We start from the raw sequence: 20,511 nt of genomic DNA, 5'->3' as shown, positions 1-20,511 counted from the left end.
TCAGACGCCGATGTCGCAGCCGTCCTCGCGCCAGACCGCCACGACGGCCGGGCGGTTGATCTTGCCGGCCCCGTCGGGCCAGGCGCTCAGCGGCTTCTCGGCCGTCGCGCCGTCGATCTCGCCCGGGTGCTGCACAGCGACGAGCACACGGCGGTCCTGGATGAGCGGGCCGCAGGTCTCCGCGCCCTTCGGCACCGTCAGGAACTGCTTGAGCTCACCGCGCCGGTCACCGCGCGTGGCGACACCGAAGAGGCCGTCGTGCGAGCCGAGCTGGTTGCCGTCGGTGGAGATCCACAGGTTGCCGTACGAGTCGAAGGCGACGTTGTCCGGGCAGGAGATCGGGGAGACGTCCTCCTTCGGGAACCCGGCGAAGTAGGTGGCCGGATCGTTCGGGTCACCGGCCACCAGGAACAGCGTCCAGGCGAACTTCTTGCTGTCGGCGCGGTTCCAGCGCTCGGTCAGCTCCAGGATCTGGCCGTGCTTGTTGGCGTTGCGCGGGTTGGCCTCGTCGGCCTTGGGGTTGGTGTCGACCCCGCGCTTGGTGTTGTTGGTGAGGGCGACGTACACCTTGCCGGTGTGCGGGTTCGGCTCGATGTCCTCGGGCCGGTCCATCTTCGTCGCGCCGACCTTGTCACCGGCGAGGCGCGTGAAGACGAAGACCTCCTCGGCGGTCATGCCCTCGACGTGCGAGACAGCGCCGTCGGCGGTCGCGGTGCCCAGCGGGATCCACTCGCCGCTGCCGTCGAACTCGCCGTCGGCCGGGAGCTTGCCGGTGCCGTCGATCTCGATGGCGGGGGAGTCACCGGTGAGCTTGGCGACGTAGAGCGTGCCCTCGTCGAGCAGCGAGAGGTTGTGCTCCCGCACAGCGCGCGAGCTGCCCGTCTTCATCCGCTTGCTGCCGACGAACTTGTAGAAGTAGTCGAAGCGCTCGTCGTCACCGGAGTAGACGACCGGGCGGCCGTCCTCGGTCAGCCGGACCGTCGCACCCTCGTGCTTGAAGCGGCCGAGCGCGGTGTGCTTGCGCGGCTTGGAGGTGGGGTCGTACGGGTCGAGCTCGACGACGTACCCGAACCGGTGCGGCTCGTTGGGCTCCTGCGCCACGTCGAAGCGCTTGTCGAACCGCTCCCACTTGCGCTCGGTCGCACCGGTCCCGAGGCCGTACCGCTTGTCGGTCGCACGGGTGGCGTTGGCGAAGTACTGGTTGAAGTTCTCCTCGCCGTGCAGCGTGGTGCCCCACGGGGTGACGCCACCGGAGCAGTTGTTGAGCGTGCCGAGGACCTTGGTGCCGGTCGGGTCGGCGGAGGTCTTCAGCAGGTCGGAGCCGGCGGCCGGGCCGGTGACCTTGAACTCGGAGGTGGCGGTCACACGCCGGTTGAGCGGGTGCCGTGTGACGGGCGTGAGCTTCCCGCTCCTGCGGTCACCCTCGACGACGACGGCGGACAGCCCATGGGCCGCCCAGGCGACCTCGACCTGCTGCTCGGTGGGGTTGGCGGCGTCGTAACCACGGAACATGATCACCTCGTCGGTGTACTCATGGTTGGCGACGAGGATCTGCCGGTTGTACTCGCCCGGGACCGGGAGCAGGGCGAGGAAGTCGTTGTTGTAGCCGAACTGCTTGGACTGCGCCTCGGCGGTCTGGTTCTCCGGGTCGAAGGCGGGCGCGCCGCGCAGGATGGGCTCGCCCCAGCGGATGACGATGTTCTGCCCGTAGCCGCCCGGGACGGTCACGGCGTCGGCGGTGTTCGGCGCGACGGGCTCGAAGCGCAGGCCGCGCGCGCCGCGGGAGGCGTGGCGGGTGCTCGTGGCGGCGGTGGTCGCGGCGTCCTCGGCGGCGCTCGCCTTCGGGGCGGCGACGGTGGCGGAGGCGCCCACGGCGGAGGCCGCGGTGACGACGGCGGCGGCGCGCATCACGGTACGGCGGCTGAGGGCATCGGCGATCACATCACCGACGTACGGGTTGGCGGTGGTGTTGGGCACCTCGTGGAAACAGGCGTCACCACACCGGAAGCGGCAGGTCAGGGCGGCTCTGCCACCGTGATGCGAGTCACTGTTGGTACTGACGATCGGCAACTGGATACGCATGGCTCTTGGTACTCCCCTTGCTTCCCCTTGAATGCAGCCTTGGGGACGGTAGGGGCACGTTTGTGCGGCAGCGGGGCGTTTGAATGAACGGACGGTGAACCAGAGGTATCTGTACGGCAGTTGCCGCGCCGCCCTCGATCGACCTGATGTGGCCCTTGACTCATGGGGACCCCAGGTGTCCGCCCCTCCCCAAGATCGCCATCTGGGGCCGCTAACCTTACGTGTCCGTCCTGGCCAGGGATCTACGGGCATCAACTCACGCGAAGGGTTGCGCACATGGGCATTCTCACTCTCCTGCGGAACGCATTCGGCCGGTCACGCAAGGGGCGTGGCGCCGAAGCAGAGGGTGCGACGACGCCTTCGCCGGAACCGCAGCCGACGGTCCCCGGTCCGTCCCCGGAACCCCAGCCGACGGCCACCGCCCAGGTACCGGAACCCCGGCTCGCGGAACCGCAGGCACCGTCCCGCACCGAGGCCACGACGCCTCCGGACGAGGACGACGGCGACGAGCACGAGCTGGTCTCGGCGGCGTTCGACAACGTAACGGTCCCCAAGCCGACGGAGCCGCCTGCGGAGACCCCGACGATCGAGGACCGGACACCCGAGAAGACGCCCGCCGCGGAGACGCCGGTCGCGTCGGAGCCCGTCGCGGAGACGCCGGTCGCGGAGGAGCCCGCTGCGGCGGAGCCCGTCGCGGAGACGCCCGTCGCCGAGGAGCCGGCCGAGGCAGCGCCGGTGGCCGAGGAGCCGGTCGCGGAGACGCCTGCCGTTGAGGAGCCCGCTGCGGTGGAGCCGGTCGCAGAGACGCCCGCCGCCGAGGAGCCGGAGGCCGAGAAGCCGGCCGAGGCAGCGCCGGTGGCCGAGGAGCCCGCTGCGGCAGAGCCCGTCGCGGAAACGCCCGTGACCGAGAAGCCGGCCAAGGCCGAGCCGGTGGCCGAGAAGCCGGTCACGGAGACCCCTGCCGTCGAGGCGCCGGTCGCCGAGGAGCCCGCTGCGGTGGAGCCCGCTGCGGCAGAGCCCGTCGCGAAGACACCCGCCGCCGAGAACCCGGAGGCCGAAGAACCGGTCACGGAGACGCCTGCCGCCGAGGAGCCCGCTGCGGCGGAGCCCGTCGCAGAGACGCCCGTAGTCGAAGAGCCGGCCGCGGAGACGACCCCCGCCGTTGAGGAACCGGCTGAGGTAGAGCCTGTCGCGGAGACGCCCGCCGCCGAGAAGCCGGAGGCCGAAGAGCCGGTCGCGGAGACGAACCCCGCCGCCGAGGAGCCGGTCGCCGACGAGCCCGTAACTGCGGAGCCCGTCGCCGAGGAGCCCGTCGCGGCGGAGCCCGTCGCAGAGAGGCCCGTAGTCGAAGAGCCGGTCGTCGAGGAGCCCACGGCGGCCGAGGAGCCCGCAGCCGTCGAGGAGCCGGTGTCGGAGCCCGAGGCTGTCGCTGCTGCGGAGGAGCCGGGCGCCGAGGTGACCCCGGAGCCCGAGGCGGCCGCCACCCCCGAGCCGGAGCCCGAGGCGGCCGCCACCCCCGAGCCGGAGCCCGAGGCGGCCGCCACCCCCGAGCCGGAGCCCGAGGTGGCCGTCACCCCCGAGCCGGAGCCCGTGGTCGCAGCCGCCGACGGCGAGGACGCCCCACAGGGGCCACTCGCAGCCGACGACGAAAGCGGTACGGGTGGTGCGGGTGGGAACGAAAACCCGGCCGAAGGCCGGGACGCCACCATCCCCCCCACCCTCCGCACCGCCTACGACACAGCCGCGACCACCCTCGCCCAGGCCGGCCTCACAGCCACCCGAGCCAAGGTCTACCTCGTCCTCGACCGCTCCGCGAGCATGCGCCCGTACTACAAGGACGGCTCCGCCCAGGCCCTCGCCGAGCAGACCCTCGCCCTCGCCGCCCACCTCGACCCCCAGGGCCCCGAGAACACCAAGGTCCACGTCACCTTCTTCTCCACCGAGGTGGACGGCACCGGCGAGCTCACCCTCACCGACCACGAGAACAAGATCGACGACCTCCACGCCGGCCTCGGCCGCATGGGCCGTACCAGCTACCACGCCGCCGTCGAGGAAGTCCTCGCCCACCACGGCAAGGAAGCCCCCGGCACCCACGCCCTCGTCGTCTTCCAGACCGACGGCGCCCCCGACGCGAAGACCCCGGCCACCCACGCCCTCACGGACGCCGCGAAGAACCACCCCGCCGTCTTCTTCTCCTTCGTCGCCTTCGGAGACCCGGAGCACAAGGCCTTCGACTACCTCCGCAAACTGAAGCTGGACAACACGTCCCACTTCCTGGCGGGCGAGACCCCGAAGGAGCTCACGGACGCGGAGGTCTACGAGGGCATCCTGGCCACCTGGCGCCCGTAACGCCGTAGAACCCCCGTACACCCACCGCTCAACCGTCGGAGACAACCGGCCGCCCCCTTCCCACCCCTCAAAACGGGAAGCGGGCGGCCCACCCATGTCGGCTACGATTTCAAGGTTCGCAAAGCAGCAAGAAGACCGACCTGGGAGCAGCCCCCGATGGCTCGACACCTCATCACCAGCGCCCTTCCGTACATCAACGGAATCAAGCACCTGGGCAACATGGTGGGGTCCATGCTCCCGGCGGACGTGTACTCCCGGTACCTCCGCCAGCGCGGCCACGAGGTCCTCTACATCTGCGCGACCGACGAGCACGGCACCCCGGCCGAGCTCGCCGCGAAGGAGCAGGGCCTGCCGGTGGCGGACTTCTGCGCGCAGGCGCACGACGCCCAGAAGGCGGTCTACGACGGCTTCGCACTCGCCTTCGACTACTTCGGCCGCAGCTCCAGCGAGCAGAACGTCGAGATCACCCAGCACTTCGCCCGCCGCCTCAACGAGAACGGCTTCATCGAGGAGCGGGCGATCCGCCAGGTGTACTCGCCCGCCGACGGCCGCTTCCTCCCGGACCGCTACGTCGAGGGCACCTGCCCCCACTGCGGCTACGACAAGGCCCGCGGCGACCAGTGCGAGAACTGCACCCGCGTACTCGACCCCACCGACCTGATCGACCCCCGCTCCGCGATCTCCGGCTCCACGGACCTGGAGGTCCGCGAGACCAAGCACCTCTTCCTCCTCCAGTCCAAGCTCCAGCGCGAGGTCATGGAGTGGGTCGCCCGCCACGACGGCGTCTGGCCGCACCTGGCCTCCTCCATCGCCCACAAGTGGCTGACCGAGGGCCTGCACGACCGCGCGATCACCCGTGACCTGGACTGGGGCGTTCCCGTCCCGGCGGACACCTGGCCGGAGCTCGCGGCCGAGGGCAAGGTCTTCTACGTCTGGTTCGACGCCCCGATCGAGTACCTCGGCTCGACCAAGGAGTGGTCCGACCAGGACCCGGAGAACCGCGACTGGAAGTCGTGGTGGTACGACGTCGACACCGACGTCCGCTACACGCAGTTCATGGCGAAGGACAACGTCCCCTTCCACACGGTCATGTTCCCGGCCACGGAACTCGGCATCCGCGAGCCCTGGAAGAAGGTCGACTTCGTCAAGGCCTTCAACTGGCTGACGTACTACGGCGGAAAGTTCTCCACGTCCCAGAAGCGCGGTGTCTTCACCGACCAGGCCCTGGAGATCCTGCCCGCCGACTACTGGCGCTACTTCCTGATCGCCAACGCCCCCGAGTCCGACGACTCGTCCTTCACCTGGGAGCACTTCACGGCCACGGTCAACAAGGACCTGGCCGACACCCTCGGCAACTTCGTCAACCGCGTCCTGTCCTTCTCCAAGAAGCGCTTCGGCGAGGAGGTCCCCGCGGGCGGCGAGCCCGGCGAGGCGGAGGCGAAGCTGGGCGAGCAGATCGCCGAGCTGCTCGCGGAGTACGAGGGCCACATGGAGGCCCTCCAGTTCCGCAAGGCGGCGGCGGCCCTGCGCGCCCTGTGGTCGGCCGGCAACTCCTACCTGGAGGAGAAGGCCCCCTGGCTGGAGATCAAGACCGACAAGGACGGCGCGGCCCTCACCCTGCGCACGGCGATGAACCTGATCCACCTCTACGCGGTGGTCTCCGAGCCGTTCATCCCGGCCACCTCGGCAGCCATGCGCCAGGCCTTCGCTCTCAAGGACGACACCGCGACCTGGGTGAGCCCGGACGAGGCGAAATCCCTGACCGCCGTCCCGGTCGGCACCCCCTTCACCGTCCCCCCGGTCCTCTTCGCCAAGCTCACGGACGAGGACCTGGAGGCGTACAAGGAGCGCTTCGGCGGCGAGGCGGCGTAAAAGCACGTGAGGGCCGCCCGCGGAGTGTGATGGAGTGAGGTCATGACGTACTACGTCACGACCCCCATCTACTACGTGAACGACGCCCCGCACCTGGGCCACGCGTACACCACCCTCGCGGCCGACGTCCTCGCCCGCTGGCACCGCCAGCGCGGCGAGGACGTCTGGTTTCTCACGGGCACGGACGAGCACGGCCAGAAGATCCTGCGCACGGCGCAGGCGAACGGGGTCGGCCCGCAGGAGTGGGCCGACCGGCTCGTCCACGATTCCTGGCAGCCCCTGTGGGAGCACCTGGAGATCGCGAACGACGACTTCATCCGCACCACACAGCGGCGGCACACCGACCGGGTGCGGGAGTTCGTCCAGGATCTCCACGACAAGGGCGAGATCTACAAGGACAGCTACGAGGGCCCGTACTGCGTCGGCTGCGAGGAGTTCAAGCTCCCCGGTGAGCTGCTCGACGGCGAGGGCGAGTACGCGGGGCAGAAGCTCTGCCCGATCCACAAGAAGCCGGTGGAGCTCCTGAAGGAGGAGAACTACTTCTTCAAGCTCAGCGAGTACACCGACCGGCTGCTCGCCCACTACGAGGCCGACCCGGGCTTCATCCAGCCCGAGTCCGCCCGCAACGAGGTCGTGAACTTCGTACGGCGGGGGCTTCAGGACCTGTCGATCTCCCGCTCCACGTTCGACTGGGGCGTGAAGGTCCCCTGGGACGACAAGCACGTCATCTACGTCTGGATCGACGCGCTGCTGAACTACGCCACGGCCGTGGGCTACAACGAGAACCCGGCGAAGTTCGAGACGACCTTCCCCGCCGACGTCCACCTCGTCGGCAAGGACATCCTCCGCTTCCACGCGATCATCTGGCCCGCCATGCTGATGGCGAACGGCCTGCCGCTGCCCGGCAGGATCGCGGCCAACGGCTGGCTGATGGTCGGCGGCGAGAAGATGAGCAAGTCCAATCTGACCGGCATCAAGCCGCAGGACCTGACCTCGCACTTCGGCGTGGACGCCTACCGCTGGTACTTCCTGCGCGCCATCGCCTTCGGCCAGGACGGCTCGTTCTCCTGGGAGGACTTCTCCGCCCGCTACACCAGCGAGCTGGCCAACGACTACGGCAACCTCGCCTCCCGTGTCGCCGCGATGGTCGGCAAGTACTTCGGCGGCGAGCTGCCCGCGGCGACGGCCGACGGCGAGGCCGAGCGGGCGATCCACGACGGCCTGACCAGGGCGGTCGCGGAAGCGGACCGGAGGATCGGCGACGACCTGGACTTCCAGGGCGGCATCCTGGCGGTCTTCGACTTCGTGAAGCAGGTCAACGGCTACATCACGGAGCAGGAGCCGTGGAAGGTCGCCAAGGACCCGTCCGACGAAGGCCGGGCCCGCCTCGCGACCATCCTGTACACGGCCGCGGAATCCCTGCGGGCCGTGGCGGTCCTGCTGAACCCGGTCATGCCGGAGACCTCCCGGAAACTCTGGGACTCGCTGGGCGCGGAAGCCTCCCTGGGCCGTCTCCGGGACCAGAGGATCCAGGAGACGGCCGACTGGGGAAGGCTCCCCGCCGGTACGACGGTCACCAAGGGCGCGGTGCTGTTCCCGCGCCTGGAGGAGAGGCCGGCGTCGTAGGGCCCTGGTTCAGGTGAAGTTGCGGATGATGACGTTCCGTGAATTTCTTGACTGATCGGTGCCCAACTCGGGTACATCACGCGGATGTTGCCCATCCGGTTGGCATCGATCCCACCCCACCGCCACCATGTCCCCCCGCACGACCGTATGGTTTCCGCCATGGCAGTCCCTGAGGTCATTCCGATCGCGTACGAGCCGCACGGCCGTACCGAGGCGATCGGCTTTTACGAGGACGGGCAGTTCATGGGGTCGGTCACCTACGCCTTCCCCAAGGGCTTCGAACTCGACACCGGTTGGGAAGAGCACAAACGCCTCTACGCGGTCCTGCACACCTTCGACCCCGAGGGCAGGTACCGCGACTCGGAGATCTGGTGCGCCGGCACCTGGGCCGAGCAGCAGCGCGCCCCGCACGGCCCCGAGTCGGTCCTCGCGCGCGCCCGCGCCCACCTCGCGACCCTGCTGCGCAGCCTGCCCCGGCGTACATACACGGACATCGCGATACGTCCCTTCCAACTCACCGTCGACGGCGTGCTGTTCGGCCTGGTGACCGGAGAGGAGGAGGCGTGGGCCGAACTCCATCCCGACAACCTGGGCTTCGGCGCGCCCTGGGACGGTTCGTACGACACCTGATCGTTTGCGCCTCTATGCCTGGACCCCTCCCAGGCGCTATACATTGCGAAGATCATGTAGAGCCATCAAGTGGGGGGATCCATTCATGGCGCTCTTCGGTAACGCGCACACCATCGACCAGGGACAGGCGCAGCAGGACTACGCGCGTCTGCTGGGCCACGGTGAGCAGGTGCACGCCGCCTACCTGCTGATACGCGACACCATCCTGTTCACCGACCGCCGTCTGATCCTGGTCGACAAGCAGGGCATCACCGGCAAGAAGGTGGAGTACCACTCCATCCCGTACCGCAGCATCACGCACTTCGCGGTGGAGACCGCCGGCACCTTCGACCTGGACGCCGAGCTGAAGATCTGGGTCTCGGGGACGCCGACGCCGATCGAGAAGACGTTCACCAAGGGCGTCGACATCTACGAGGTGCAGGCGATCCTTACGCAGTTCGTGGCGAAGTAGTCAGGCCGTCCGGCCCCGCCGAGGTCGGCAACCTCGGCGGGGCCGTCATAATCGGCGCACGATGATCCCGCTCCGCCGCCGCCTGCTGACCGACGTCCTCACGATCGGCGCCCCTTACCCGCTCGTCCTGGCCGGCGGGTACGCGGTCCGGGCACATGGTCTGATGCCCGAGGCGTCGCGGGCGGCCGCCATGGAGGGGCCGCTGGAAGTGGCCACCGAGACGCCCGAGCCCATGGACCGGGTCGCGGCAGTGGTCGGCACGGGCCTGACGGCCCGCGGCTGGCTGGTACGGCCGCTGGAGACCGACCCGCTCTCCGCCCGCCTCCTCGTCGCCGGTGTGGAAGGCGCGGAGGAGCACCCGGTCGACCTGCTGAAGGAAACCCTCTGGCATCCGCCCGTCACGACCGACCTGGGCCCGGTCCTCTCCCTCGAAGACCTCATCGGCACCAAGGTCCGCGCGCTGACCGACCGCGGCACCGCCCGCGACCTGACCGACGTCTACGCCGCCGCGGCCCACTGGAGCTTCCCCGACCTGGAGGAACAGGGCCGCCGCCACGCCTGGGACGAGTTCGACCCGGCCGACCTGCAGTCCCGTCTGGAGGCGACGGAACTGCTGGACGACCGGGAGTTCACCGCCCGGGGCCTGGCCGAGGATTCGGTCCCGGCCTTGCGCGGGTGGGTGCGGGCGTGGGCGGACGACATCGCGGAGCGGCTGCTGGAGCAGGAGGCGCTCCGGCCGCCGACGGACGCGGACGAGTGACTAGGCCCCGCCGGCCGCACATGCCACTGGTAATATCCGCGCACTTGTGCGAGGGCAGGGGGTCCTCGCAGGGGAGGGAAAACTCACGTGGGCAGACACGCCCCGAGACGAGCGGGCCGTAGCACGCTCGTCTCCGCACTGGCCGTGGCGGTGGCGGCCGGATCGATCACCCTGTTCTCCAGCACGGAGGACACCGGCGCGCAGGCGGCCACGACCGCCGCGGCCGGAACCACCGAGATCGTCCTGGACGACCCGAACAGCGAGACCCGGCGCACCGAGCGGCTGCTCGCGGCGGGCGACACCGGCTTCCTGCACCGGCAGGCGGGAGTCGCGGGCCTGCTCTGGACGGACTAAGACGACGGCTCCACCGTCGGCGTCGAGGGCACGTCCGGGCTCTACACACCGACCACCACCAGCTGCTACGACATCCAGACCCGCTGCGCCACGGGCGTGTTCGGGCAGGGCGCCGACACCGTCGCGCTGCCGCACCGCACGTACGGCGACCCGGTTTACCTGTGGAGCCCGGACGGCGGTCCGCTGCGGACCGTGGACCTGAGCCAGTCGGCCGACCGCGTGGGAACGTACGGCGAGACGACCGTCACCGTCGAGTACAACGGCGTCGTCGACGGCGAGCAGCTGGACGGCCACGTCCTGCACCTCGTCGACCTCGTCGACGGACAGCAGCGCGACCGCGTCGTCACCGGCTATCCGGCCGACGCCTACTGGGAGTGGAACAACGGGCGCACCGGCGACAAGAACGGCGCCCTGCTGACGTACCCCATCGACAACGAGTACGGCGAGCTCCAGTCCTACACCGTCGGCTACCTGGACTTCGCCACCGCGCGGTTCACGCCGGTCTTCACCGGCCTCCAGGACGTGCCGGAGCCGGTCCTCAGCGACGACCGCGTCGGCTGGTACACGGAGGCCGCCGGTCTGCACCTCAAGCCGCGCGCCGAACTCGGGGCCGAGGAGACCGTCCCGGTGGCCGGCGCGGAGACCAATGTGTCCCCCAAGCCCGTGCCCGCCCTCGTCGGGGACTGGGCGGTCTTCACCAGTGCCTCCGGGGTCAAGGCCGTCTCCCTGACCGACGGCACCACGAAGACCCTGCTCACCGCCACGTACGGCACCCCGCTGGCCACCCCCGACGGCGGTGCCCTCGTCACCGGCGGCACCACCGCGTCCGACTGGTGGGTGCAGCGCGTGAGCCTCGGCGCCGACGGCGTCCCGCAGGTGAAGAAGCTGGTCAAGGTCGCGCCGTACGAGAACAAGAAGACGGGCCTCGCGCTCAGCCGCGGCAGTCTGCGCGTCGCTGAGGACAATCCCAGGAACGCCAACAGCGACACCACGTCCGTGCGCACGCTCACCACGAACGGCAGCACCGCACTGACCGCGTCCGCCGCTGCCGAGGGCGACCCGGTCTCCACCACGTGCCCGTACCCGGACACCGCCTGCTCCGCGCTGTGGGGCAACAGCACCGGGGAGCCCGAGGACGTCTTCCTCAACACCTTCTACAACAGCGACGAGGGCGGCAGCGGTCTGGAGAACGAGGACCAGTTGGTCGCCATCCACGACGGGTGGTCCAACTACACGCTGTCCTACGGCACCACCGACGGCGCGATCGTCGACGTCTCCGACAACTACGCGGTCTACAACTCGGGCGGCTCGACGCCGGCGCAGTACGTCGGCGAGTTCGGGTACAGCCAGATCCTGAAGCGGTCGGTCCGTGCCGCCGGGCTCAACGGCTCCACCCTGTGGAGCGCGACGACCACCCCCGGCAGGCTGACCTCGTACGACCTGGTCACCAGGAAGACCCTCACCACCGTGGACGTCCCGGGCCTCGGCTGTGTGCCGAGCGAGCTGCAGGCGGCGGGCCGCTGGGTGTACTGGACGTGCGGGACCGCCTCGGCCGGCGTCTATGACACCAAGGCCAGGACCTCCCGGCCGGTCGCCCCCGGTGACGTGCTCCTCGGCGACGGCTTCACCGTCCGCCACGACCACGAGGCCGACCGGCTCGTCCTGACGGACGCGGCCACCGGCACGACGCGCGTGGTCGCCTCGGGTCTGCCCGACTCCGGGCTCGCCGTGGACCGGCGCTACCGGTGGACGGTCGACGAGTACACGGGCCTGGTCGCCTGGTTCGACAAGTTCGAGCAGACGCACATCGCCACCACCGGCGTCACCCCGTCAGCGGTGACGGCCTTCCGCACGGAGGCCACCAGCTTCGCGGGTCCCTCGATGCCCTGGACCGGCGAGTGGCTGCTGTCCCGCCCGGTCACCTCCTGGTCCCTGACCGTCACCTCGGTCCAGAGCGGCGCGAACGGCAGGGCCACCCGCACACTCACCGGCGGCGCCACCCCGGCGATGGTGTCGGCGTCCTGGAACGGCAGGACGTCGAGCGGGGCGTACTTCCCCACCGGCGGGTTCACGTGGACGCTGAAGGCGACCGGCCTAGGCACCACCACACCGGTCACGGTGACGTCCGGCGAGGGCTACCTGGAGCGGGGCTCGGCGGTCCGCCACGACTTCGTCAGCCCCGACGGGCCCGACGGCCGCGGCGACCTGCTCACCCTGAACTCCTCCGGAGGCCTGACCTTCCACAGCGGCACCGGCACCGGCAAGTTCGGCGACAAGTACACCGGCACCGGCTGGCCCACCACCGTCACGGCCGTCCCCTTCGGCGACCTGAGCGGCGACCGCTGCAACGACGTCCTCGTGCGCTACAGCAGCGGCGCGCTGCGGCTGTACAAGCCGGGCTGCGGCGCGGCGGTCAGGCCGTCGACGTCGTACACCACCCTCGCGAGCAGCGGCTGGACGCAGTACAACGCGCTCACCTCGCCCGGCGACGTCAGCGGCGACGGCCGCCCGGACCTGATCGCCCGCCAGGCCTCCACCGGCACGGTCTACCTCTACAAGGGCACCAGCGACGGCAAGCTCGCTTCCCGTGTGAAGCTCTACGACAGCTGGAAGGGCTACAAGAAGATCGTCGGCGTCGGCGACATCACCGGTGACGGCCGGCCCGACCTCCTCGCCCAGGACACGGCGAACACCCTCTGGCGCTACAACGGCAAGGGCGACGGCACCTTCGCCGCCCGCGTGCAGGTGTTCACCGACTGGGGCGGCAACTACAACGCCGTCGTCGGCGTCGGCGACATCACCGACGACGGCAGGCCGGACATCGTCTCGCGCGACACCAGCGGCAACACGTGGCGCAACAGCGGGGACGGAAAGGGGTCGTTCGGCTCGCGGGCACAGATCGCGAGCGGATGGAGCGGCTACAAGTCCCTTTCATAGACGAGTCATAGACGAGCGATCGATCCTCGCGGAGGCGCCCGGAGACCGATGTCCCCGGGCGCCTTTACCGTCGTGAGTCGGTCGCGTCCGGGGTCACGACGGCGACGATGTGGCGGGGTCGACGCCCACCGTGATGGTGGCGAGGACGCCCTTCGCGATGTTCTTCTTGTTGTACTTGAGCTTCAGCAGGCCGCCGGTCGTCCCGCTCTGGTCGTAGATCGTGTCCTCGTCGAGCGTGGTGCGCGTGGTCGTGTTCGTGGAGTAGGGCTCGACTTCGGCGGAGAGGAGAACGGTCTCCTCGTCGAAGAAGAACTGGCCGGTGTGGCAGGTGGTGCCGCCCTCATAACCGGCGTCCGTCCACTCGCCCCTCACATGCACCTTGGTGTGGATGTGGACGCACCGGCCCTGGTACCAGCCCGGGAAGATGGTCGTGAAGGTGACGAAGCCCTTGCGGTCCGTCCGCCAGGTACCGCGCAGATAGCGGGTGTCGCTGGTCGGCTCCTCGTGCCCGCCGCCACCGCCGCCGGTCGGGGGCTCACCGGTCGGGGTGCCCGAGGGTGCGTCGGTGGGCGGGGTGCCACCCCCGCCGCCGCCCGAGAAGCTTTCGTAGCCCGAGTACAGGCCGAGCGCGTCACAGTGCCAGATGTCCACCGCCGCGTTGCTGACCGGCTTGCAGGTCTCGGAGTCGATCACCTTGATGCGAAGGGTGAGCAGGATGCCCTCCTTGTCCTCGGTGATGTCCTGGCGGAGCTTGTCGGCGTCGATGTAGTAGGGGCCCTCGGTGGTCTCCGAGGTGAGCTTGTAGCACGTCTCCCCGGCACTGGAGCTGCTGCTCGCCGACGCTGTCGTGGCCTTGCCGTCCGTCTCACCGGCGAAGGCACCCGCGGCCAGTGTGCCTCCCACGCCCACCGCGACGGCGGCTCCCGCACCGGCGACGACGACTTTGCGACGTGTGAGGTCCCGCTTGTGTTTCGGCCCTTCGGCCGTCTGGTTTCCCGTCATGTGCAGGGAAGTTAGGGACGGCGCCTGTCAGAAGCTTAGGTAGGGGCTGGGTGAGAGCCCTGTATGTGGCGCACAAAGAGAAGTGGCTCGGAACCGACGCCGGTTCCGAGCCACTTCTCCAAGTACAGCCTGCTGTCGCCTACTTCGGCTGCGGCTTGCGCACCGACAGGTGCAGCTCCTTCAGCCGCGCCTCCTCCAGCTCCGTCGGCGCGCCCATCATCAGGTCCTGGGCGTTGCCGTTGAGCGGGAAGGCGATGGTCTCGCGGATGTTCGGCTCGTCGGCGAGCAGCATGACGATGCGGTCGACGCCCGGCGCGATGCCGCCGTGCGGCGGGGCGCCGAAGCGGAAGGCGCGCAGCATGCCGGCGAACTTCTCCTCGACGGTCTCGCGGTCGTAGCCCGCGATCTCGAAGGCCTTCAGCATGATCTCCGGCTCGTGGTTCCGGATCGCGCCGGAGGACAGCTCGACGCCGTTGCAGACGATGTCGTACTGCCAGCCCAGGATGTCCAGCGGGTCCTGGGTCTGAAGGGCCTCCAGACCGCCCTGCGGCATGGAGAACGGGTTGTGCGAGAAGTCGATCGCGCCGGTCTCCTCGTCCTTCTCGTACATCGGGAAGTCGACGATCCAGCAGAACCGGAAGACGCCCTCCTCGAAGTGCCCGGCACGCTTGGCGGCCTCGACCCGCACCGCGCCCATGATCTTCGAGACCTCGTCGAACTCGCCCGCCCCGAAGAAGACGGCGTGACCGGCGGCCAGGGACAGCCGCTTGGTCAGCTCGGCGACGTTCTCCTCGGTGAGGAACTTCGCGATCGGGCCGGACAGCGAACCGTCCTCGGCGACGCGGACCCAGGCCAGGCCCTTGGCGCCCTGCGAGACCGCGAAGTCACCGAGCTGGTCGAAGAACTTACGGGGCTGCGCGGAGACGTCCGGCACCGGCAGGGCACGGACATGCTTGCCGGCGAACGCCTTGAACTCCGAGCCCTCGAAGATGTCGGTGATGTCGACGAGCTCCAGCTGGGCCCGCAGGTCCGGCTTGTCGGAGCCGTACTTCAGCATCGCCTCGCGGAACGGGATCCGCGGGAACGGCGAGGTGACATGGCGGCCGCCACCGAACTCCTCGAACAGCTCCGTCATCAGCTTCTCGACGGGCTGGAAGACGTCCTCCTGCTCGACGAAGCTCATCTCGATGTCGAGCTGGTAGAACTCGCCCGGCGAGCGGTCGGCACGCGCGTCCTCGTCACGGAAGCAGGGCGCGATCTGGAAGTAGCGGTCGAAGCCGGAGATCATCAGCAGCTGCTTGAACTGCTGCGGGGCCTGCGGCAGCGCGTAGAACTTGCCCGGGTGCAGACGGGAGGGGACGACGAAGTCGCGAGCACCCTCGGGGGAGGTCGCGGACAGGATCGGCGTCGCCATCTCGTTGAAGCCCAGCGCCGTCATCTTGTGGCGGATCGCAGAGATGACCGCCGTACGCAGCAGGATGTTGCGGTGCATGCGCTCGCGGCGCAGGTCCAGGAAGCGGTACTCCAGGCGCCGCTCCTCGTTGACCCCGTCCTCGGTGTTGATCGTGAAGGGGAGCGGGGCGGCCGCGCCGAGCAGCTCGACCTCGGAGACCTCGACCTCGATCTCGCCGGTCGGCAGGTCGGGGTTGATGTTCTCGGTGCCACGGGAGACGACCTTGCCGTCGACGCGGACGGTGGACTCCTTGGACAGCTTGTCCAGGGCCTCGTACGCGGGCGTGCCGGGACGGGCGACGAGCTGCGTGATGCCGTAGTGGTCGCGCAGATCGATGAAGAGGATGCCGCCCAGGTCGCGCCGATTGTGCAGCCAGCCACTCAGCCGGACGTCGGTGCCGACGTCAGAGGAGCGGAGCTCGCCGCAGGTGTGGGACCTGTACCGATGCATCGTCGTTCATCCAGTCTTCGCGGATCGGGGGCGTGGTTCCCGTGAATCTCTCCGCCCGTGGATCTGGGGTCGATCTTGGGCTTGTTTCACGTGAAACTCCCCCCAAGCCTACCGGGCACCCCAAGATCGCCTCCCCACCATTTCGCCGCACCCCTGGCCCCTCGCGACAGATGCCCCGTACAGCTTCGGTGGCAGTCTGCGATCACCTCTTCTTAAAGTGGGGCAATGCGCACTGGTGAGCCCCTGCCCGGCGTAGGGGCGGTTCTCGCCGCCCTCGCGACCGGTCTGTGGCACTGGAACACGGCCACGGGACTGGTGACGGTCGACGCGGAGGCGGCACGGCTCCTCGGACTGCCCGCCGAGCAGGCCACTCTCAGTCAGGCCCAGGTGCGTTCCCGCCTGCATCCGGTGGACTGGAACGAGATCAGCGGAGTGATCCAGCTCTGCGTCGCCGAGGGCACGCTCGGCGAGGTGCGGGTGCGGATCATGGACGAGCGGGGCCGGGTCGTCCGGGTCGGCCGCAGCCGCTTCCACGCCTCCTTCGACCGCGAGAAGCGGTCGTACGAGGTGACGGGCTCCCTCCAGGAGGTCACCGAACCGGCTCCGGGCACCTCGGCCGGGCGTACGGCGGTCACCGGGGACTGGCGGCGCTCTCGGGAGGCGTTCCTGCTGGACGCGGGCCGGGCGCTGGCCGAGGCGAGGTCGACGGCGGAGGTCCTGCGGGTCGCGGCCGGACTGTCGATGCCGGGCTTCTCACCGGACGGGCTCGCGGTGTTCGGGGTCACGGGCGACCGCCTGACGATCATCGGCCACCATGGCCATCAGCCCGGCGACGAGGACCCCTTCACGCATATGGCCCTGGACACGGACTACCCGGCCGCCGAGGTCGTCCGTACCGGCCGTGCCGTCTATCTCTCCTCGCCCGAGCGCTACAAGGACCGCTACCCGCTCACCTGGCCGCTCGCCGCGCACTTCAACCGGCAGTCCTGGGCGTTCCTGCCGCTGACCGTCGCCGGCCGCACGATGGGCGCCTGGATGGCGGCGTTCACCTATCCGGTCGCATTCACCCCCGACGAACGGTCCGTGCTGACGACGGTCGCCCGAATGCTCGCCCAGGCCCTGTCCCGCGCCGAGGCCGCCGAGACCGCACGGGAGCTGACGGACGGGCTCCAGCGCTCGATGCTGCCGCAGCTGGGCCCCGAGATACCGGGCATGAGCGTCGCCGCCCGCTATGTGCCCACCGGTGGCGGGCTCCAGGTCGGTGGCGACTGGTACGACATGATCCCGCTGCCCAACGGCCGCTTCGCCCTCGTCATCGGCGACGTCCAGGGCCATGACGTGCGGGCGGCGGGCCTGATGGGCCAGCTCCGTATCGCGCTGCGCGCCTACGCCTCCGAGGGCCACCGCCCCGACGCCGTTCTGTCCCGCGCCTCCCGCTTCCTGCACGGGATGACGTTCGGCTCCCTCGACGACGACCCGTCCGACCTTCGCTTCGCGACCTGTCTGTATGTCGAGGTCGACCCCACGACCGGTCTGCTGGACATCGCCCGCGCCGGCCATCCGGACCCGGCGATCCGCATGATCGACGGCACGGTGCTCGCCCGCCCGACGGCCGGCGGTCTGCCCCTCGGGATCGACCCGGACGCCGACTATCCGACGACCAGGATCACCCTGGAGCCCGGCGAGACCATGCTGATCTGCACGGACGGCCTGATCGAGACCGGCGGCCACGACCTGGAGACCGGCTGGAAGCGCATCCGCACGATCCTGGAGGAACACGACGGCGACCTTGAGGCGCTTGCCGACGCCCTGGTCCAGGCCGTCCACGGCCCGTCCTCGCACCACACCACCGGCCCGCTCGCCGACCGGCGCGAGGACGACATAGCGGTGCTGCTGCTGTGGCGGGAGGGGGAGGGCTGCGGCTGCGGGGACACGGCGACCGTACGGCCGACGGTCCGGCGCACGGTGCTGTCGGTCGCGCAGGCCGAGCCGGAGCGGGTCGCGGTGGCCCGCCTGCAGCTGCGGGAGATGCTGCACGACTGGGCCTCCGAGGACCAGGTCGACTCGGCGGTCCTGCTGCTGTCCGAGATGCTGACGAACGTCCTGGTCCACACCGACGCCGACGCCCTTCTCCTCGCCGAGGTGCGGGGCGAGCCCGGCGCCCGGCGGATGCGTGTCGAGGTCACGGACAACAGCGACGACCTGCCGCACAGGCGCAGCCCCGGTGAGCTGGCGTCGTCCGGGCGGGGCCTGATGCTGATCGAGCTGCTGGCCCAGGCATGGGGCGTCGACCCTCGCGGCGAGGGCAAGAGCATCTGGTTCGAGCTCTACGAGTCCGACGGCGCCGAGGTCTCCGGGGGCGCCGCCGGCCCGGCGGGCGTCGAGCTGCCGTAGAGCTCTCTCAGTTCGTGCACGACGCCGGTGGCGGCGGCGGTGAGCGGTACGGCGAGCAGCATGCCGAGGATCCCGGCGACGGACGCCCCCGCGGTGATCGCCACCATGACGACGGCCGGGTGCATCTGCACGGTCCGGCTCTGGATCGCGGGCTGGAGCACATGCCCCTCCAGCACCTGCACGGCGACCACCAGCCCCAGCACCCACAGCGCGACGACGAAACCCCGGTCGGCGAGCGCGACCAGCACGGCGACGGCCCCGGAGACGAACGCGCCGAGGTAGGGGATGTAGGCCCCGACGAAGACGAGCGCTCCGAGCCCGACCGCGCCGGGCACATCGAGGATCAGCAGCCCGACCGTGATGCACACGGCGTCGATGAGGGCGATGAGGGTGGTCCCCCGCATGAACCCCTCGACGGCCTGGAAGGCCCGCCGGGCCATGGCCTCCACGATGTCCGCGCTCCCGTGCGGAACGACGGACCGCAGGACGTCGGCCGCGCGGTCGGAGTCCCGCAGGAAGAAGAAGACGAGCAGCAACGAGAGCACGGCGATGGCGATGGTCTCGCCCACGACGCTGACCCCGCTGATGACCCCGGAAGCGGCCGTGCCGCCGAACTTGGTGAGCAGCTCCCGGGAGTTGGACGCGAGGTCGTCCAGTGAGGTCCCGGCGGCCCCGAAGTGCTCGGCGAGGTCCTCGCCCGCCTGCTTGAGCGAGGCGACGATCTCGTGGCCGCTGTCCACGATCGCGGCGACGACGATGTACACGGCCCCGCCGACGACGGCCACCACGGCGACGCAGGTGAGCCCGGCGGCCACCGACCGGTTGACCTTGGCCTTCACCAGCCGTCGGTGCAACGGCCCGAGCAGCGCCGTCCCCAGCAGCGCGAGCAGCACGGGCACTACGGCGGTGCTGAACTCCACCGCCAGCCGGATCCCGAGGTAGACGACCCCGGCGACGAGCAACACCACGACGCACCAGGCGGCGAGCCGCCGGACTGGGTCGGGGAGCAGCGGGGTGGGGGCCGACACGGTTCCAGCGGATCATGCGCGGGGCGGCGCTGTCGTGTGCGGGCGGACCGGGTGGGTGACGGATGGCGAAGGGCCCGGAACCGCACGACGGGCGTGCCGCTCCGGGCCTGGGAAGTGAGTCCGAGAGGACCCGGGCGGGTTACAGCCCGCCCTCCGACATGCCGTGCACCGCCGGGACCGTCCCCAGGCGGCCCTTCTGGAAGTCCTCGAAGGCCTTCATGAGCTCGTCCTTGGTGTTCATGACGAACGGGCCGTAGTGGGCCATCGGCTCACGGATCGGCTGCCCCCCGAGGAGGACGACCTCCAGGTCCGGCGTGTAGGAGTCCTGCTGCTCGTCGGCGCGGACGGTCAGCGCACCGCCGGCGCCGAAGACCGCCGTCTGGCCCATGTGGACCGGCCGGTGCTCCGCGCCCACCGTGCCGCGGCCCGCGAGGACGTACGCGAGGCCGTTGAAGTCCTCGCGCCAGGGCAGGGTGATCTCCGCGCCCGGGGCGAGGGTCGCGTGGATCATCGTGATCGGGGTGTGGGTGATGCCGGGGCCCTGGTGACCGTCCAGCTCACCGGCGATGACGCGGAGCAGGGCGCCGCCGTCGGGGGTGGTGAGCAGCTGGACGTTGCCGCCGCGGATGTCCTGGTAGCGCGGCGCCATCATCTTGTCCTTGGCCGGGAGGTTCACCCACAGCTGCAGGCCGTGGAAGAGACCGCCGGACATGACCAGCGACTCCGGCGGGGCCTCGATGTGGAGCAGGCCCGAACCGGCCGTCATCCACTGGGTGTCGCCGTTGGTGATGGTGCCACCGCCGCCGTTGCTGTCCTGGTGGTCGAAGATCCCGTCGATGATGTAGGTGACGGTCTCGAAGCCGCGGTGCGGGTGCCAGGGGGTTCCCTTGGGCTCGCCCGGCGCGTACTCCACCTCGCCCATCTGGTCCATCATGATGAACGGGTCCAGGTGGCGGTAGTTGATCCCGGCGAACGCACGGCGCACCGGGAAGCCCTCACCCTCGAAACCGCTCGGCGCGGTCGTGACGGCGAGCACGGGACGGGCCACGGCCTCCGCGGGCGCGGCGACACGGGGCAGCGTCAGCGGGTTCTCGACGGTCACTGCAGGCATGTCGGTACCTCC

At 70.1% G+C, this 20,511-nt stretch carries 14 protein-coding genes; 9 read left to right on the top strand and 5 right to left on the bottom strand.

What is annotated here, in order from left to right; all coding sequences use genetic code 11:
- Complete coding sequence (locus tag ACZ7NC_RS31090; RefSeq protein WP_471492823.1) at nt 1-2,082, bottom strand: PhoX family protein; 2,082 nt, start codon at nt 2,080-2,082, stop codon at nt 1-3.
- Nucleotides 2,083-2,358: 276 nt separating this feature from the next.
- Here ACZ7NC_RS31090 and ACZ7NC_RS31085 point away from each other — a divergent pair, with 276 nt between their 5' ends.
- The 8 genes from ACZ7NC_RS31085 (at nt 2,359) to ACZ7NC_RS31050 (ending at nt 13,061) form a co-directional block, all read left to right on the top strand.
- The gene (locus ACZ7NC_RS31085; RefSeq protein ID WP_471492822.1) at nt 2,359-4,431 is read left to right on the top strand and encodes a VWA domain-containing protein; all 2,073 of its coding nucleotides are present in this window, start codon (nt 2,359-2,361) and stop codon (nt 4,429-4,431) included.
- A gap of 156 nt (nt 4,432-4,587) precedes the next feature.
- On the top strand, nt 4,588-6,303 hold the full coding sequence (metG, locus tag ACZ7NC_RS31080; protein ID WP_471492821.1) for a methionine--tRNA ligase: 1,716 nt from the start codon (nt 4,588-4,590) through the stop codon (nt 6,301-6,303).
- 42 nt (nt 6,304-6,345) lie between these two features.
- Entirely contained in the window at nt 6,346-7,929 is a 1,584-nt protein-coding gene (gene metG, locus ACZ7NC_RS31075) for a methionine--tRNA ligase (RefSeq protein ID WP_471492820.1), read from the top strand.
- A gap of 159 nt (nt 7,930-8,088) precedes the next feature.
- Nucleotides 8,089-8,559, top strand: a complete 471-nt coding sequence (locus tag ACZ7NC_RS31070; protein ID WP_471492819.1) for a hypothetical protein — start codon at nt 8,089-8,091, stop codon at nt 8,557-8,559.
- Between the two features lie 85 nt (nt 8,560-8,644).
- Nucleotides 8,645-9,010: a PH domain-containing protein gene (locus tag ACZ7NC_RS31065; protein WP_369170746.1), complete on the top strand. Its 366-nt coding sequence runs from the start codon at nt 8,645-8,647 to the stop codon at nt 9,008-9,010.
- A 61-nt stretch (nt 9,011-9,071) separates the two neighbouring features.
- Nucleotides 9,072-9,770, top strand: a complete 699-nt coding sequence (locus ACZ7NC_RS31060) for a nucleotidyl transferase AbiEii/AbiGii toxin family protein (RefSeq protein WP_471492818.1) — start codon at nt 9,072-9,074, stop codon at nt 9,768-9,770.
- Nucleotides 9,771-9,857: 87 nt separating this feature from the next.
- Entirely contained in the window at nt 9,858-10,124 is a 267-nt protein-coding gene (locus tag ACZ7NC_RS31055) for a hypothetical protein (RefSeq protein WP_471492817.1), read from the top strand.
- Nucleotides 10,125-10,220: 96 nt separating this feature from the next.
- The gene (locus ACZ7NC_RS31050; protein WP_471492816.1) at nt 10,221-13,061 is read left to right on the top strand and encodes an FG-GAP repeat domain-containing protein; all 2,841 of its coding nucleotides are present in this window, start codon (nt 10,221-10,223) and stop codon (nt 13,059-13,061) included.
- 93 nt (nt 13,062-13,154) lie between these two features.
- Here ACZ7NC_RS31050 and ACZ7NC_RS31045 read toward each other — a convergent pair whose 3' ends face one another.
- Both ACZ7NC_RS31045 and aspS read right to left on the bottom strand, forming a co-directional pair.
- The gene (locus ACZ7NC_RS31045) at nt 13,155-14,063 is read right to left on the bottom strand and encodes an intradiol ring-cleavage dioxygenase (RefSeq protein ID WP_471492815.1); all 909 of its coding nucleotides are present in this window, start codon (nt 14,061-14,063) and stop codon (nt 13,155-13,157) included.
- A 139-nt stretch (nt 14,064-14,202) separates the two neighbouring features.
- Complete coding sequence (gene aspS / locus ACZ7NC_RS31040) at nt 14,203-15,966, bottom strand: aspartate--tRNA ligase (protein WP_471492814.1); 1,764 nt, start codon at nt 15,964-15,966, stop codon at nt 14,203-14,205.
- Between the two features lie 225 nt (nt 15,967-16,191).
- Between aspS and ACZ7NC_RS31035 the strand changes: the two genes are divergently transcribed.
- Nucleotides 16,192-18,360 (top strand): SpoIIE family protein phosphatase, encoded by a 2,169-nt coding sequence (locus ACZ7NC_RS31035; RefSeq protein WP_471492813.1) that lies wholly within the window; start codon nt 16,192-16,194, stop codon nt 18,358-18,360.
- Here ACZ7NC_RS31035 and ACZ7NC_RS31030 read toward each other — a convergent pair.
- Both ACZ7NC_RS31030 and ACZ7NC_RS31025 read right to left on the bottom strand, forming a co-directional pair.
- A complete protein-coding gene (locus ACZ7NC_RS31030) occupies nt 18,294-19,388 on the bottom strand; it encodes an AI-2E family transporter (protein WP_471492812.1) in 1,095 nt (364 codons plus the stop codon). The two genes, ACZ7NC_RS31035 and ACZ7NC_RS31030, sit on opposite strands and share 67 nt — an antisense overlap.
- 139 nt (nt 19,389-19,527) lie before the next feature.
- Nucleotides 19,528-20,499, bottom strand: a complete 972-nt coding sequence (locus ACZ7NC_RS31025; protein WP_471492811.1) for a pirin family protein — start codon at nt 20,497-20,499, stop codon at nt 19,528-19,530.
- Nucleotides 20,500-20,511 lie beyond the last annotated feature (12 nt).

It is taken from the genome of Streptomyces sp. NPDC111802, assembly GCF_055634335.1.
Note: the sequence above shows the minus strand (reverse complement) of the source record. Positions and strands in the feature narration are given on the sequence as shown.

What these genes read in the sequence shown, in the direction of transcription:
- ACZ7NC_RS31090 (WP_471492823.1), bottom strand. Translation starts at nt 2,082, where the DNA reads ATGCGTATCCAGTTGCCGATCGTCAGTACCAACAGTGACTCGCATCAC.
- ACZ7NC_RS31085 (WP_471492822.1), top strand. Translation starts at nt 2,359, where the DNA reads ATGGGCATTCTCACTCTCCTGCGGAACGCATTCGGCCGGTCACGCAAG.
- metG (WP_471492821.1), top strand. Translation starts at nt 4,588, where the DNA reads ATGGCTCGACACCTCATCACCAGCGCCCTTCCGTACATCAACGGAATC.
- metG (WP_471492820.1), top strand. Translation starts at nt 6,346, where the DNA reads ATGACGTACTACGTCACGACCCCCATCTACTACGTGAACGACGCCCCG.
- ACZ7NC_RS31070 (WP_471492819.1), top strand. Translation starts at nt 8,089, where the DNA reads ATGGCAGTCCCTGAGGTCATTCCGATCGCGTACGAGCCGCACGGCCGT.
- ACZ7NC_RS31065 (WP_369170746.1), top strand. Translation starts at nt 8,645, where the DNA reads ATGGCGCTCTTCGGTAACGCGCACACCATCGACCAGGGACAGGCGCAG.
- ACZ7NC_RS31060 (WP_471492818.1), top strand. Translation starts at nt 9,072, where the DNA reads ATGATCCCGCTCCGCCGCCGCCTGCTGACCGACGTCCTCACGATCGGC.
- ACZ7NC_RS31045 (WP_471492815.1), bottom strand. Translation starts at nt 14,063, where the DNA reads ATGACGGGAAACCAGACGGCCGAAGGGCCGAAACACAAGCGGGACCTC.
- aspS (WP_471492814.1), bottom strand. Translation starts at nt 15,966, where the DNA reads ATGCATCGGTACAGGTCCCACACCTGCGGCGAGCTCCGCTCCTCTGAC.
- ACZ7NC_RS31035 (WP_471492813.1), top strand. Translation starts at nt 16,192, where the DNA reads ATGCGCACTGGTGAGCCCCTGCCCGGCGTAGGGGCGGTTCTCGCCGCC.
- ACZ7NC_RS31025 (WP_471492811.1), bottom strand. Translation starts at nt 20,499, where the DNA reads ATGCCTGCAGTGACCGTCGAGAACCCGCTGACGCTGCCCCGTGTCGCC.